Source organism: Neobacillus sp. S1227 (genome assembly GCF_055385255.1).
Genome location: NZ_AP038276.1, coordinates 4890511 through 4906334 on the forward strand (window position 1 = coordinate 4890511; position 15824 = coordinate 4906334).

The 15824-nt window shown below is 43.8% G+C and carries 14 protein-coding genes and 1 other RNA gene; 1 reads left to right on the plus strand and 14 read right to left on the minus strand.

All coding sequences use genetic code 11. The features are described 5' to 3' along the window. The first annotated feature begins 188 nt into the window (after positions 1–188). A complete protein-coding gene (locus ACZ5AE_RS24645) occupies positions 189–362 on the plus strand; it encodes a hypothetical protein (RefSeq protein ID WP_464567130.1) in 174 nt (57 codons plus the stop codon). A gap of 57 nt (positions 363–419) precedes the next feature. Here ACZ5AE_RS24645 and ssrA read toward each other — a convergent pair. The 14 genes from ssrA to rpoN form a co-directional block, all read right to left on the minus strand. Continuing rightward, positions 420–779, minus strand: a transfer-messenger RNA (tmRNA) gene (gene ssrA / locus ACZ5AE_RS24650). 154 nt (positions 780–933) lie between these two features. Then, positions 934–1401: an SsrA-binding protein SmpB gene (gene smpB / locus ACZ5AE_RS24655; RefSeq protein ID WP_213117765.1), complete on the minus strand. Its 468-nt coding sequence runs from the start codon at positions 1399–1401 to the stop codon at positions 934–936. A 229-nt stretch (positions 1402–1630) separates the two neighbouring features. Next, entirely contained in the window at positions 1631–4012 is a 2382-nt protein-coding gene (gene rnr / locus ACZ5AE_RS24660) for a ribonuclease R (protein WP_464567131.1), read from the minus strand. Between the two features lie 35 nt (positions 4013–4047). Continuing rightward, positions 4048–4794 (minus strand): alpha/beta hydrolase, encoded by a 747-nt coding sequence (locus ACZ5AE_RS24665; protein WP_464567132.1) that lies wholly within the window; start codon positions 4792–4794, stop codon positions 4048–4050. 189 nt (positions 4795–4983) lie between these two features. Continuing rightward, positions 4984–5217 carry a preprotein translocase subunit SecG gene (secG, locus tag ACZ5AE_RS24670; protein ID WP_464567133.1) on the minus strand — a complete coding sequence of 78 codons (234 nt, stop codon included), beginning with the start codon at positions 5215–5217 and terminating at the stop codon, positions 4984–4986. A gap of 116 nt (positions 5218–5333) precedes the next feature. Beyond that, positions 5334–5876 carry a DUF6241 domain-containing protein gene (locus ACZ5AE_RS24675; RefSeq protein ID WP_464567134.1) on the minus strand — a complete coding sequence of 181 codons (543 nt, stop codon included), beginning with the start codon at positions 5874–5876 and terminating at the stop codon, positions 5334–5336. 293 nt (positions 5877–6169) lie between these two features. After that, a complete protein-coding gene (eno, locus tag ACZ5AE_RS24680; RefSeq protein ID WP_464567135.1) occupies positions 6170–7468 on the minus strand; it encodes a phosphopyruvate hydratase in 1299 nt (432 codons plus the stop codon). Positions 7469–7647: 179 nt separating this feature from the next. Next, on the minus strand, positions 7648–9180 hold the full coding sequence (gpmI, locus tag ACZ5AE_RS24685) for a 2,3-bisphosphoglycerate-independent phosphoglycerate mutase (RefSeq protein ID WP_464567136.1): 1533 nt from the start codon (positions 9178–9180) through the stop codon (positions 7648–7650). Continuing rightward, positions 9173–9934 carry a triose-phosphate isomerase gene (gene tpiA, locus ACZ5AE_RS24690; RefSeq protein WP_464567137.1) on the minus strand — a complete coding sequence of 254 codons (762 nt, stop codon included), beginning with the start codon at positions 9932–9934 and terminating at the stop codon, positions 9173–9175. Before tpiA ends, gpmI begins: the two co-directional genes overlap by 8 nt. Before the next feature lie 131 nt (positions 9935–10065). Further along, on the minus strand, positions 10066–11250 hold the full coding sequence (locus ACZ5AE_RS24695) for a phosphoglycerate kinase (RefSeq protein WP_464567138.1): 1185 nt from the start codon (positions 11248–11250) through the stop codon (positions 10066–10068). A 163-nt stretch (positions 11251–11413) separates the two neighbouring features. Continuing rightward, positions 11414–12421 (minus strand): type I glyceraldehyde-3-phosphate dehydrogenase, encoded by a 1008-nt coding sequence (gene gap / locus ACZ5AE_RS24700; RefSeq protein ID WP_464567139.1) that lies wholly within the window; start codon positions 12419–12421, stop codon positions 11414–11416. A 67-nt stretch (positions 12422–12488) separates the two neighbouring features. Beyond that, positions 12489–13511, minus strand: coding sequence for a sugar-binding transcriptional regulator (locus ACZ5AE_RS24705; RefSeq protein WP_464567140.1), 1023 nt, complete (start codon positions 13509–13511; stop codon positions 12489–12491). Positions 13512–13653: 142 nt separating this feature from the next. After that, positions 13654–13902, minus strand: a complete 249-nt coding sequence (locus ACZ5AE_RS24710; protein ID WP_464567141.1) for a glutaredoxin family protein — start codon at positions 13900–13902, stop codon at positions 13654–13656. Positions 13903–14403: 501 nt separating this feature from the next. Continuing rightward, positions 14404–15726 (minus strand): RNA polymerase factor sigma-54, encoded by a 1323-nt coding sequence (gene rpoN / locus ACZ5AE_RS24715; RefSeq protein WP_464567142.1) that lies wholly within the window; start codon positions 15724–15726, stop codon positions 14404–14406. Positions 15727–15824: the final 98 nt, after the last annotated feature.

Consider the following 15824-nt stretch of genomic DNA (forward strand, 5'->3'; position numbering starts at 1 on the left):
GAACTTTCTTTAAGCCTTTATTTTAGTATGGACATTCTTTTGAATGTGAAAATTCCAATGGAAGGATTGCCGTAAGAGGATAAAGGCAGCCCAGGTAACTCCTGCCCTATGGTGCGCTCTTTAAAGAGACCGAAAGACATAGGTGTTCGCAAGAAGGCTAAACCCTAAACCAGCGGAGGGTTGGACAAGTGTCTTTACTTGAGAATCTAAGACAAATTGATACTTCTTGTTATGATTTGATAGAGCTGGAGACGGCGGGACGTGCGATTCCACGTTTTCGTCATGTCACTGGATTAATATGCAAGAATTTTATTTCTTTATATGCGTTAACCAAGGAAACTACTGATGGATTTAATAATTAGACCTACATAATAAAAAAAGACCAGCAATTAATGCTAGTCCTGTTTCCACCGTATGTATGGTGGAGACGGTGGGAGTCGAACCCACGTCCAAAGATATCGGCACTTAAGCTTCTACGAGTGTAGTCGACATATTCGCGATTCGCTGATCCTTTTGCCTATCGACAGGCGTCCGGTCAGCTAGTCTGGTTGTTCTCTTCCTTCGCCCTCAGACGGTGGACTCCGGCGTAGCCTACTAAGAGTGAGTCCGCTACCCTACCACATAGGCGATGGAGGGGCGAACAGCTATGCAGTTATTAAGCTGCGAAAGCTAAGTTGTTGTTAGTTTTGCCAGTTATAGGCTTTGACGTTTTAACGAGGCCGATCCCCTCGACTCGCAACCCAAGCTCGAACTACCCCTGTCGAATCCGTAGCGTCCCCATTATAAAAAGTATCTTTAATGAAGCAAGACGTTAGGAAACTGGCAAGTTGAGCTAAGTTTGTTTTGCCGCTCATCTCAGCGACAAATTTATTATAACATACTTTGAGCGTTTTTCAATTGTAAGTATTTGTAAGAAACAACAAATTGATTATCTTACATCTTCTGGCGATCGCGGAAGGCACGCTCGATTTCACGTTTTGCTTCTTTTTGCTTCAATGACTCACGCTTATCGTAGTTCTTTTTACCTTTTGCAAGTCCAAGCAGCACTTTGCAAAAACCATTTTTTAAATAAAGCTTTAACGGGATTAAAGAATACCCTGCTTCTCTAGTGTCTCCAAAAAGCTTTAAGATCTCACGCTTATGAAGCAGTAGCTTTCGTTCTCGCTCCGGGTCATGATTGTATCGGTTTCCCTGCTCATATGGGCTGATATGCACTCCAATAAGGGTAATTTCGCCATTTTGAATCCGTGCGTAGGAGTCTTTTAGGTTCACTTTGCCGGCACGGATGGACTTAATCTCTGTTCCCTGCAGAACAATCCCAGCCTCGTATGTTTCCTCGATAAAATAGTCGTGATAAGCCTTTTTATTCTGAGCAACGACTTTTCCTTCACCTTTTGGCATAATTTTCACCTCGTTTACGAGTTAATTTTATCAGAACAGGTGTGGGGATACAATTAGAAAAGAGGGTATTTGTGATGCTGAGACTGATTACGGACATTTTTTGCTTACACAGTTATATTTTGGTTTTCATCTGCCTTATGAAGGACATTTCCTGCTTTCCACGCATGCCTTTTGTCCTTCATCATCTACTTATATTAATAGTTAAAAAGAGAGCCCAACAGGCTCTCCCTTAGTATTTCTTTTTCTTACGTTTTGTGCTTTTATTTTTTGGGACGTTCTCATAAAACTTGCGTTTCTTTTTCGACTTTCCGCCGCCCTGGCCGCCGCCGGCCTCGGACTTGCGGTCGCCTTGTTTGCCGCCTCGGCCTCCTTGCTGTCCGCCCTCCCCCTGCTTATTCCGGCGTGGCTTGGACTCAGTGCTTCCGGTCTTAAAGACCTTCGGCACTGTAGATCGCTCACGCCTTGGCGTGCCCTTCATGCCGACAATTTCAAAATCAATTGAACGCTCGTCTTTATTGACTTTAACCACCCGAACGGTAATTTCGTCGCCGATACGGAACACATTCCCGGTCCGCTCGCCAATCATCGCATAATGGCGCTCGTCAAAACGGTAATAATCATCAGTCATGTAGCTGACATGGACAAGGCCTTCAATCGTGTTAGGAAGCTCGACAAACATACCGAAGTTCGTGACAGAGCTGATGATTCCATCGTACTCTTCGCCAATCTTGTCTTCCATATACTCCGCTTTTTTCAACTCATCGGTTTCACGCTCAGCCTCAACGGCGCGGCGCTCCATTTTTGAAGAATGCATTGCAATTTCCGGAAGCTCGGCACTCCATTTTGCCCTTGTCGCCTCATCCAGTTTTCCTTCAATAATGTAGGTCCTGATCAACCGGTGCACAATCGTATCTGGATAACGGCGGATTGGTGAGGTGAAATGGGTATAAAACTGTGTCGATAAGCCGAAGTGGCCGAGGCTCTCCGGATCATATTTCGCTTGTTGCATGGAGCGCAGCATCACAGTGGATACGACCATTTCCTCTGGCTTTCCCTGGACCTCTTCAATAATTTCTTGCAACGCCCTCGGGTGGACGTTGTTAGCCGTTCCCTTTACAATGTAGCCGAAATTAGTGATAAACTCAAAAAACTTACGCAGTTTGTCTTCCTTTGGATCCTCGTGAATACGGTAAATGAATGGAACTTCCATCCAGTGAAAATGCTCGGCGACTGTTTCGTTTGCCGCGAGCATGAATTCCTCAATTAGGCGCTCCGCCACTGAACGTTCGCGCAAAACCACATCGGATGGCTTTCCTTCTTCATCGACCAATACTTTCGATTCTTTGAAGTCAAAATCAATCGCGCCCCGTTTCATCCTTTTAGCGCGGAGAATCCCAGCTAATTCACCCATCAGTTCGAACATTGGTACTAACGCCTCGTAGCGCGCCCGGGTTTCCTCGTCCTTATCCACAAGTATTCGGTTGACATCGTAATACGTCATCCGCTCAGTTGTTTTTATCACACTTTGGAAAATTTCATTAGAGACGACTTGGCCTTCCTCGTTGATTTCCATTTCACAGGATAAAACAAGACGATCTACCTTCGGGTTTAGGGAACAGATACCATTCGATAAACGATGTGGAATCATCGGAATTACACGGTCCACTAAATAGACACTTGTAGCCCGGTCTGCTGCTTCGACATCAATCGGTGTTCCTTCTTTTACATAATAACTGACATCGGCAATATGGACACCAAGCTTGTAATTACCGTTCTCAAGTCTTGTGACAGTAACGGCGTCATCGAGGTCCTTTGCATCTGCACCATCAATGGTGACAATCGTTTCGCCACGAAGGTCGCGGCGGTTTGCTAACTCGCTTTCATCGATTGTGTCTGGTGTCTCATTTGCCTGCTGCAGAACTTCTTCCGGAAACGCCATCGGCAGCCCATGCTTATGTATGACAGACAGAATATCCACACCTGGGTCATTTTTATGGCCAAGGATTGTGATGACTTCACCCTCAGCACTTTTTCTCCCCTCAGGATAGGAGGTAAGCTTTACAACTACCTTATGTCCTTCAACCGCACCCTTTGATGCCTCTTTGGGGATAAAAATATCACTAGCAAACTTCTTGTCATCTGGAATGACGAAACCAAAGCTTTTGCTTTCAACATAAGTACCGACAATTTGCTGCGTACCCCGTTCGATGATCCGGATAATGCTTCCCTCGCGGCGCTGGCCAGAGCTTTCCGAGGAAATTCGAACTAGCACGGTATCCCCATGCATGGCATTATTCGTTTCTGTTGGCGGGATAAAAATATCATCCATCCCTGGCTCTTCTGTAATTACAAACGCAAATCCCTTCGCATGCCCTGTCAACTTGCCGCGGATTAGATTCATTTTTTGCGGAAGACCATAGCGGTTCGCCCTGGTTCTTACAACAAGACCCTTTTCCTCCATTTGCACAAGTGCTTTGACAAATTCCTTAAAATCAGCGGAATCCGAAATACCCAACGCAGATTCCAGCTCCTGTACAGTTAACGGCTTGTATGCCTCGTCCTTCATATATTGCAAAAGCCTGTCGACATGCTTTTTAATATTTTCTTCCATGTTAATCCCTCCTTTAAAAATTTTTTCATAAATCGTTAAACGCTCCATTCAAGTTTTTCTAAAAAGGCATATACGTCCTCGTGCAGTTGTTCTTTTTCTTTGTCAAGCGTAATGACATGGCCTGATTCTTCGTACCATTTTATTTCCTTCTTATCAGATTCAATATTTTCGTAAATAATATTGGCGCTTTCGGTGTTGATCATGTTGTCATGGCGGGCCTGAACCACAAAGGTTGGGGCATAAATCATATCGACATTGTCGCGCACATCGGCAATCAATGCCTGAAGGGCCTTTAACGTCCCCATCGGTGTCTTTTTAAAGTCATCCATTTCCAATTCGATTTGCTCGTCTGCTTTTCCTTCCCGCTTTTTAAATTCACGGGCATATTCCAGAACACCTTCGTATATAACCTGTTCGCTCTTTATATGCATCGGGGCGCACATGGTGATAATTCCCTTTACAGGTACAGTGTAACCCAATTTCAAGGAAAATACGCCGCCAAGGGAAAGTCCAGCTACGGCAATTTCCTCATGGCCTCTCTTTTTCAAATATTCGTATCCGTTCAATACGTCCTGCCACCAATCATCGGGACCAGTATGAACCAGTTCTTCTGGGGGTACTCCGTGTCCCTTATAATGCGGCGCATGACAGGTGTAGCCCTTTTTCTCCAGAAAACGGCCCAGCATCCGGACATCTGAGGAATTACCGGTAAATCCGTGCAACAGCAAAACAGCCCGCATCCCTCCCTCAAACAAAAATGGTTTCGGCAATGAAATTTTCATACTTTCTACTCCTTCACTAACACAAAATATCGCTATTCCTTAGTTTAATCAAACAAGATGTGAACATTCTACCAAAATGCTTGAATAGATTGTCGTAGTAGTGTGAGGCACGTCCCGTGGACACTCCATGATGGTCCTCACTAAAAAAGCAGAAAACCCGGCACGAGGCCGGGTTTTTGTTTAGTAATATTAGATTTTGAAGTAGGTAACGGCTAAGGTGAGCAAGAAGAATAGAACTGATAGGACAACTGTGATACGATGAAGGATCAAGTCGATTCCACGTGCTTTTTGCTTACCGAATAACTGTTCAGCACCACCGGAAATGGCACCGGATAAACCAGCGCTTTTACCTGATTGAAGTAAGACAACAACGATAAGTGCGATACTTACGATCACCAATAATGTAACTAATAATGCATGCATGAGGCCACCTCCTGTAGACGTACAATACACAGTATATTAAATTTACCATAATTAAGCCTTTTTAACAATATAACTTTCTGTGACAGGTTTTGGATTGATGGACAGTATGAAAGAGATCATTGTTTTGTCCTAATATTGAAATTGGCCTCAATATACTTTTTCTCCTCATCAGGTGATAATACTCCTGTCGCTTTCCCAATGGTTCCACCTTGAAGATTCCAAATAGCATTGTGGTCAGTATCAACCTTAGAAAATTCTCCTTTTTCCCAGCGGTTCAATATAGCAATGTAAAGGGCAGCATTTTCATATTTAGCGGGGTGTGTATTGACTATTTCCAGCAATCGTTCCACCCGTTCCTTTGTTAAAGGGATTGCTCCCCACTTTTTATTGGCGATCACCTTTTGGTGAGACATTTTGTGAATGACATCCATGATTGCCGTTTCTGACATATCCATTGGGAACTCCACTGCAATTTGGCTGAGGTCTGCATCTTCAATTTGGATGATGGTCTCCCCACTCTTTGCTTTTTGCTCCTTCATAGAGACATCCGCTTTTTGAAAAGGCAAAGCTCCGTCGAAAAGATAGTATCCGGCAGCAAGAACAGCAATAATGATAAGCACCCACTGTATCTTCGATAACCTTTTTAGAATTTTTTTCATCCCATCTTCCCCAGTCTATCTGTATTAAACAAAGTTGTTGTTATCTAAGTATTATTATACATAGACAAGTTGATTCCCTGCTTTTCGTTCCAATTTTTTCATAAATGGATGCTGCGACAGTGAAAAAACTTCTTTTCGACAGTAAACTGGTTTTATCCGACAGTTACGATATGCTATCCGATAGTTAGAGCGATTTATCCCACAGTTACCATATCTTATCCGACAGTAACCCACGAAACAAAATAAAAGGACCTCCAGCCAAGTAAGGCAGGAGGTCCTAATTTTATAAAAAATTACTTCTTCAAGTTGTAGAAAGACTTGATTCCGTTATATTGTGCAGTTTCGCCTAATTGGTCTTCAATGCGAAGCAATTGGTTGTATTTGGCCACACGGTCTGTACGAGAAGGTGCGCCTGTCTTGATTTGACCAGCGTTTGTTGCAACAGCAATGTCAGCGATTGTTGCGTCTTCTGTTTCACCAGAACGGTGAGAGATAACGGCAGTGTAGCCAGCGCGCTTAGCCATTTCGATAGCATCAAAAGTTTCAGTTAATGTACCGATTTGGTTAACTTTGATAAGGATAGAGTTGGCAATGCCTCTTTCAATTCCTTCTGCAAGTTTCTTAGTGTTTGTAACGAATAAATCGTCACCGACTAATTGAACTTTGCCGCCGATGCGCTCAGTTAATAGCTTGTGGCCTTCCCAGTCGTTTTCGTCAAGACCGTCTTCGATAGAGATGATTGGGTATTTAGAAACAAGCTCTTCATACCAAGCAACCATTTCTTCAGAAGTCTTAACTTTGCCTTCGCCATCAAGATGGTATTTGCCGTCTTCCTTGTTGTAAAGCTCAGAAGATGCAACGTCCATTGCAAGCATAACTTCTTCGCCAGGCTTGTAGCCAGCTTTTTCGATTGCTTCGATAATCGTTTGGAGTGCTTCTTCGTTAGAACCAAGGTTTGGCGCAAAGCCGCCTTCGTCACCTACAGCAGTGTTAAGGCCTTTACCTTTAAGAACAGATTTTAGGTTATGGAAGATCTCTGCACCCATGCGAAGTGCTTCTTTAAAGCTTGGAGCGCCAACTGGCATTACCATAAACTCCTGAATGTCAACGTTATTGTCTGCATGAGCACCGCCGTTAACGATGTTCATCATTGGCACAGGAAGCTGCTTGGAGTTGAAGCCGCCAAGGTATTGGTATAAAGGAATATCTAAGTAGTTTGCTGCAGCATGAGCCACTGCCATGGATACACCTAGAATTGCGTTAGCACCTAATTTGCCTTTGTTGTCAGTTCCGTCTAACTCGATAAGGGCCTTATCAACAGAAACCTGATCAAGCACACTGTAACCTTCTTCAACTAGCATTGGCGCGATAATATCGTTTACGTTGTCAACTGCTTTTTGAACACCTTTGCCAAGGTAGCGGCCCTTGTCACCGTCACGAAGCTCAACTGCTTCGTATTCACCAGTTGAAGCACCACTTGGTACCAAAGCACGGCCAAATGCGCCTGATTCAGTGAAAACTTCAACTTCTACTGTTGGGTTACCGCGGGAATCTAATACTTCACGAGCATAAACATCAATAATATATGGCATTTTTAATTCTCTCCTTTGAAAAATAATTTTATAAATTAGTTCTTTTCAATTTCAGGTAAAAAATTACACCCTATTGGCGAATTTTCGGGTTCTATTAGCGGATACCTTCATTCTAGTAGCGAATTCAGGAGTCCTATTAGCGAATTTCACATTTTCTGTTAGCTAATCAAAAGAGTCGCTTACTTAATCAATGATTTTCCAGTCATTTCAGCCGGCTGCTTCACATTCAGGAGATCCAGCATTGTTGGCGCCAAGTCTCCAAGAATACCGCCATTACGCAACTCAACACCCTGCTTTGTGACAATAACCGGGACGGGGTTAGTGGTGTGCGCCGTCATTGGAGTGCCTTCAAGTGTCACTACTTCATCAGCGTTTCCGTGGTCGGCTGTAATAATCGCTGTACCGCCTTTTGCAAGAATTGCATCAACAATTCTTCCTAAGCACTCATCCACTGCCTCGATCGCCTTGACGGTTGGCTCAAGCTTCCCGGAGTGGCCGACCATATCAGGATTGGCAAAGTTTAAGAGAATAGCATCGAACTTATCTGCTTCGATTTCTTTTAAAAGTGCATCAGTTACTTCGTAGGCACTCATTTCCGGCTGCAGGTCATAAGTCGGTACCTGTGGCGAGTTGATCAATATCCGCTCCTCGCCAGGGAATTTATCCTCGCGTCCACCGCTCATAAAGAACGTAACATGCGGATATTTTTCCGTTTCTGCAATGCGGAGTTGTTTCAAATTATTTTGCGACAATACTTCACCTAACGTGTTGTCCAAGTTTGTTGGCTTAAAGGCAACGTAGCCGTCGACTGACTCGCTGAAGTGCGTTAAACAAACGAAGTATAAGTGTTTCGGATGCTTCGGTCCGCGGTCAAACGAACGGAAGTCTTCGTTTGTAAATGTATTCGAAATCTGGATGGCCCGGTCCGGACGGAAGTTATAAAAAATAACGGCATCGTTGTCCTGGATGGTTGCAACAGGCTGACCGTCTTCCTTGACGATGACCGATGGCAGGACGAATTCATCATAGATTCCGTGAGAGTAAGAGTCCTCTACAACCTCTTGTGGACTCTTGTAAGAAGGACCTTCTCCATACACCATTGCCCTGTAAGATTTTTCAACCCGCTCCCAACGCTTGTCACGATCCATGGAATAATAACGTCCGGAAATGGTGGCGAATTCGCCGACACCAATCTCTTTCATTTTTTCCATTGTTTCTTTAATATATGTTTTCGCTGTTTGTGGGCCGACGTCGCGTCCGTCAAGGAATGCGTGAATATATACTTTTTCCACGCCTTCTTCCTTGGCCAATTTTAAAAGGGCAAACATATGATTAATATGGCTGTGCACCCCGCCATCTGACAGAAGGCCAAACAGATGCAAAGCTGTGCCATTTTTCTTCGCGTGCTCCATTGCACCAAGGAAGGTTTCATTTTTTTCAAATTCACCTTCACGGATAGCGATGTTCACACGAGTTAAGCTTTGGTAAACAATCCGGCCAGCACCGATATTCAGGTGACCGACTTCTGAGTTACCCATCTGCCCCTCAGGTAAGCCGACAGCTTCACCGCTCGCGGTTAAATGGTTATGGGGGTATGTTTCCCAATAGCGGTCAAAATTTGGCTTTTTCGCATGGTAGACCGCATTACCTTTATGCTCATCCCGGCAGCCGAAGCCGTCAAGAATGATGAGGGCAACAGGGGCTTTACTCATATTTACCACCCTCTAGTAATTGCAAAAATGACTGTGGTTCTAGGCTTGCGCCGCCAACAAGGGCACCATCAATATCAGGTTGTCCCATGTATTCTTTAATGTTTTCTGGCTTCACGCTGCCGCCGTATTGAATACGGATAGCCGCTGCCACATCTTCGGAAAACTGCTTAGCAACAACTTGGCGGATATGCGCGCATACTTCATTCGCATCTGCAGCAGTCGAAGATTTCCCAGTTCCGATTGCCCAAATAGGTTCGTAGGCAATCACCGATTGTTTTACTTGATCCGCAGTTAATCCTGTAAGAGCTTTTTCTATTTGGGAACCAACAAGGTTCATCGTCTCACCGTTTTCCCGTTGCTCTAATGTTTCACCGCAGCAAACGATTGGTGTTAGGCCGTGTTTAAATGCAGCAAGAACCTTCTTGTTTACTGATTCATCTGTTTCATTGAACATTTCACGGCGCTCAGAATGACCGATAATGACATATTGAACGCCTAAGTCAGCAAGTGCAACAGGGCTGATCTCACCTGTAAATGCACCCTTTTCTTCGAAATGCATATTTTGAGCACCGATTTTCACTTCGCTGCCTTGGGCAGTTTCCACAAGGCTTTGTAAAAATAACGCCGGTGCACAGATAACAGAATCCACCTTGTCAGCAGCAGGCACAAGGCCTTTTACTTCTTCCGCAAAGCTCTTCGCTTCGGAAAGTGTTTTGTGCATTTTCCAGTTACCTGCAATAATTGGTTTACGCATGCTGGAACATCCCTTTCTGTGGTAAAAAAAATTGAAATGTAGATATCAGTCCAAAATTTGTAGATATATTCTAAAAAATCTAGATATCAGCTAAAATTTTGTAGAAATCCATCTGAAATTTGTAGATAAAATTATTTATCGTTCAACGCCACAACACCTGGAAGTGCTTTTCCTTCCATAAACTCCAATGAAGCGCCGCCGCCTGTGGAAATGTGGCTCATTTTATCAGCAAGGCCAAATTTTTCAACAGCCGCTGCGGAATCGCCGCCTCCGATAACGGAATAGGTACCTTCAGCATCTGCCAAAGCTTGAGCAACGGCTTTCGTGCCGCCAGCAAACTTATCGATTTCAAAAACACCCATTGGCCCGTTCCAAATGACAAGCTTAGATTTTTGAATGACATCGCGGTAAATTTCCGCTGTTTTTGGTCCGATATCAAGTGCTTCCCAATCACCAGGAATCTCTTCGATCGGCACCACTTTGGTATTGGCATCGGCCGAGAATTCATCAGCAACTACCGCATCAACCGGCATATAGAAGTTAACGCCCTTCGCCTTTGCTTTTTCCATAAAGGATTTAGCTAAGTCAATTTTGTCCTCTTCAAGCAACGACTTACCGATTTCATGTCCCTGTGCCTTCACAAATGTATAAGCAAGACCGCCGCCGATGATTAAGTTGTCGACTAATTCTAATAGATTTTCAATAACACCAATTTTGTCCTTTACCTTTGCCCCGCCAATAATCGCTGTGAAGGGGCGCTCTGGATTGGATAACGCCTTGCCAAGTACATCAAGCTCTTTTTGCATTAAAAAGCCAGATACCGCTGGCAGATGATGCGCGATTCCTTCAGTTGAAGCATGAGCACGGTGGGCAGCACCAAATGCATCATTAACATAAACATCGGCAAGCTCTGCAAATGACTTCGCAAGTTCAGCGTCATTCTTTTCTTCACCAGGATAGAAGCGGACATTTTCAAGCAATAAAACGTCGCCTTCATTCATGGTGTCGATTAACGCTTTAACGGAATCCCCGTAGCCTTCATCTGCTTTCTTTACTTCTTTTCCAAGCAGTTCTGACAGACGAACTGCTACCGGTGTTAAGCGCATTTCCTCAACCACTTTGCCCTTTGGACGGCCTAAATGGCTCGCTAGAATTACTTTTGCACCCTGCTCAATTAAATATTGAATCGTTGGCAAAGCTGCACGAATTCGCGTTTCGTCGGTAATTTTTCCATCCTGCATTGGAACGTTGAAATCCACCCGGCAAAATACGCGTTTACCCTTCACATCAACATCTTTTACTGACTTTTTGTTCATCGAAAAAGGACCTCCTTATGTATGGCTTTTGAAAAAACCCCTGTAAAACACAGTAAAAAAGGAGAGGGGCTCCCATCACCCACTCCCCTTGGAATACCATTAATCATTATAAATAGTTTGCGGTAAAAATTCCATTCCTATCCAACGGGATTCAGAAAAAGAATTAAAGTCCTTTTTTAGCGATGTAATCTACTAGGTCAACAACGCGGTTAGAGTAGCCGACTTCGTTATCGTACCAAGATAATACTTTCACCATGTTGCCTTCCATAACCATTGTAGAAAGGGCATCAATTGTAGAAGAAGCAGTTACGCCATTGTAGTCGCTAGATACTAACGGAAGTTCACTGTAAGCAAGGATGCCTTTTAATGAACCCTCAGCAGCTGCTTTTAATGCTGCGTTTACTTCTTCCACTGTAACGTCTTTTTCTAATTCAGCAACAAGGTCAACAACTGAAACATTTGGAGTTGGCACGCGCATAGCCATACCGTTTAATTTGCCTTTTAGTTCTGGTAAAACTAACGCAACGGCTTTTGCTGCGCCAGTTGAAGTTGGGATCATGTTTTCAGCTGCTGCACGTGCACGGCGGTAGTCCTTATGCGGCAAGTCTAGGATTTGCTGGTCGTTAGTATATGAGTGAACAGTAGTCATCATACCGCGTTTGATTCCGAAAGTATCATTTAATACTTTAGCAAATGGAGCTAAGCAGTTTGTAGTACAAGATGCATTTGAAAGTACATGGTGGTTAGCTGCATCGTATTTGTCTTCGTTAACACCCATAACGATTGTGATATCTTCGTTAGTTGCTGGAGCAGAAATGATAACTTTCTTTGCGCCTGCTTCAAGGTGTTTCGCAGCATCTTCACGCTTTGTGAAACGGCCAGTGGATTCTACAACTACTTCTACACCAAGGCCGCCCCAGCCAAGCTGTGCAGGGTCGCGCTCAGCAAGAACTTTCACTTTGCGGCCGCCGACAACTAGGTATTCACCATCAACAGTTACATCTTCTGCAAGTGTTCCGTGAACAGTGTCATATTTTAAAAGATGAGCAAGCATATTTGCATCTGTTAAGTCATTGATTGCTACGATTTCAACTTCGCTATTGTTTAATGCCGCACGGAATACGTTACGACCGATACGTCCAAAACCATTAATACCAACTTTTACTGTCATGTTAATTTCCTCCTTTAAATGGGCAGGGTTTTTATTTTTTAAAAGGAATAATCCTTTTGTTTAACTATTACTGGTTTAATAATTTGAGTGCGGCTCCTTCATCCGTAATTAATATGGTGGATGGCGGTGCCTGCTTCATATAAGCCCGGATTGCTTTCGCCTTTGACGCTCCGCCAGCGACCGCAATCACGTTTTGAATCTTTGCCAAATCCTCTAGCTGGAGCCCAATGGTGACCACTTTGTGAACAATCTCGCCCGCTTCGCTAAAATAATAGCCGAAAGCCTCGCCGGCAGCTTTACCACTTTCCAGCTTTTCCAATATATCAGGATTTGTCTTCCGCCGTTCGGCCATCGTCATAGCATCCCCAATTCCATGGAGAACCATGTTGGCTGAGCGGATTAATTCAAGAACTTCGTGGATGCCAGGTTCCTTAATCAAGGAGTCATATATTTCCGTACTGACCTGATCGGGAACATAAAAGACGCGGTGTCTAGAATGGGTGTTTTGCGCCATATTGGAGCAAATCGTGTTGGCTTGATTTTGAACATCCTCACCAACCCCGCCCCGTGCCGGCACAAATAACAAATCCTTGCCAGAGGTGACAGGTGAGAGCCATTCCGCTACTGCCGCCATCGTTGAACCGCCTGTAACAGCGATGATATTTTCCCCTTGAAAAAGCTTTTTCATGCAGGCAGCAGATGCCTTGCCAAGCTCGCTTTTGACCATTGGGGATTCGTCGTTGTCTCCTGGAACGATAATAACTTTTTTAATACCAAGCTGATGCTTTAGTTCCAGCTCCATGACGTCGATACCCTTCAATTCACGCATAAACCCGTTTAAATCCTCAAGCAGATTTTTCCCTTCAAGAGTTAAACTCATTCCCACATTGTTTGTATAAATAAGATTTTGCTCTTTGAGGAATTCTACTTCACTACGAAGGATTCTTTCGGTCAGTCCAAGGCTTGTTGCTAAACTCCTCCTGCCTACAGGCTGCATCATTCCTATGTATCTTAGGATGGAATGACGTTTTTGCAGGACCGGAAGAAAATCGGGCAATAATCTTTTTGTCATATCGATGAATGACTGCATGTTTTCATACTCCTTTATTATATGCAGTTGGTCAAAAAATGTCCACCATAGACATATTATGTCCCGCAACCACCAAAAAAAAATCACCCTTACTACGTTTTTTATTGTAGCAGGAGTGAAAACTTAATTCAACTAATTAAACTTAGGATTTTCCTTGCAAACGATTACTTATTTCATATTTGTCAATAAAACCATAGGCAGCTTCTTCCCCATCAATGTGGACAACCGGGATCATCAGCCCGTAACGCTCATGGAGCTCATCATCCTGCTCAATATCGATCTCTTCCAAAGAAAATTTATATTCCTCCTTCAGTTCGAGCAGGGCAACTTTGGCCTTATCACATAGAGGGCAGCCGTTTCTTGTGTATAGGGTAATGGTTGTTTGCGGCACGGTTTTGGTTCCTCCCTTTTATTTGGGGTATTGGCGACCGGGTTGTTCTGGATTTTTCATGTTTCGGGCGCCAATGGCCCATATTGCCGACTGGTTGCTCCAATTTTTCGCCTGTTCAGGCTCCAATAACCCTTATTGGCTACCGGTCCGTCAGATTTTCCACCTGTTCGGGTTCCAATATCCCTTATTGGCTACCGGTCCAGCAGATTTTTCGCCTTTTCTGGCTCCAATATCCCTTATTGGCTACCGGTCCAACAGATTTTTCGCCTGTTCGGGCTCCAATATCCCTTATTGACGACCGATCCGTCAGATTTTTCGCCTGTTCGGGCTCCAATAACCCTTATTGACGACCGATCCGTCAGATTTTTCGTCAGTTCGGGCTCCAATATTCCTTATTGGCTACCGGTCCAGCAGATTTTTCGCCTGTTCGGGCTCCAATGAACCTAATTGGCGACTCGATTCCACTGATTATCCATCTGAGCGGGTGCCAATACATAAAAATTAATTAAACCTCTTCCTCTTTGAAGAAGACGGGATGCCAAGTTGGTCACGATATTTGGCGATCGTTCTTCTGGAGACGACGATGCCCTCTAAGACCTTTAATTGTTCCGCGATATCCTGATCAGATAGCGGCTTTTCTTTGTTTTCTTTTTCAATAAGTTTGCTAATAGCATTCTTTACCTGTGTCGAAGAGGTCGACTCTTCCTCAGATACGGTTTGAATAGTACTCGAGAAAAATGACTTCAACGGAAATGTCCCGATCGGAGTTTGCACATATTTTTCCCGAACCGCACGGCTGACAGTCGATTCATGAACATCCAACTCGGAGGCAATTTCCTTCATCGTCATCGGTGCCAAATATTGCGGACCCTTTTGGAAAAAAGCAGGCTGCTTTTCGACAATCTTGGTAACAACCCTTGTCAGCGTTTCCCTTCGCTGTTCAATGCTTTTTAAAATCCACTGATAATCTTGAACTTTCTCATGTATAAATTTGCTGACCTGCTGATCCTGGTCCTTAAATTTATGAAAATATTTATCATTAAAACTAATTTTCGGAATGGGGTCGTCAAACATCCGGACGATTAACCCTTCTTGTGATTGTTCGATAATCACATCAGGAATAATGTAAGAAGCTGCTTCTATTCCCAGTAGGGCTCCCGGCTTTGGGTTCAGGAATTGGATTTCGTCAAAAACATCTTGAATCTCTTTTAACGTTACCTGTAGTTCCTTCGCAATTTGCTTCCATTTCTTTTCGGCAAACGGCACAAAGTGATCAGATATAATCTTTTTAGCAAGCTCGTTGTGCGGCAAGAGATAGTCTACCTGGATATGCAGGCATTCCTGAAGGTTTCGGGCCCCAATTCCTGCTGGTTCCAGAGTCTGTAGAACAGCCAAGGCATCTTCTGCTATATCCATCGGAATTTTTAATGTTGCAGCAACTTCATTTAAATCACCGGTGAAGTAACCGTTTTCATCGAGATTCTGAATTAAATAGCGAATTGCTTTTAACTCCTCTGCCGGCAGCCTTTTTATATTTAATTGTGAGATTAATTGTTCCTCAACCGAGTATGGCTTAGTGCCAATCTGCTCGATCCAATCCTTTTCCGTCTTTTGATGTTTGCGCCGGTTCCGGTCAAGCAGCGGATTCATCGGTCGCACATTCGCATTTTCGATTTGTACTAGGGGATTTTCAAGTGCTTTATTTTCTAAAAATGCTGTCAATTCCTGCGCAGAATACTGTAGTAAGGCAATCGCCTGTGATAGTTCCTGCGTCATGGTCAATTTTAATGTTTGTTGCTGCCATAAACCTGTCTTAAAATTCATAAATTTCCCCCCTTCTGTTTTATTTTACATGAAAGTGGTGAATTCGTGAATGGGAATTAGTTGGTTAGAAGGATTTGCGGGGGATAGAGGATGGTAAT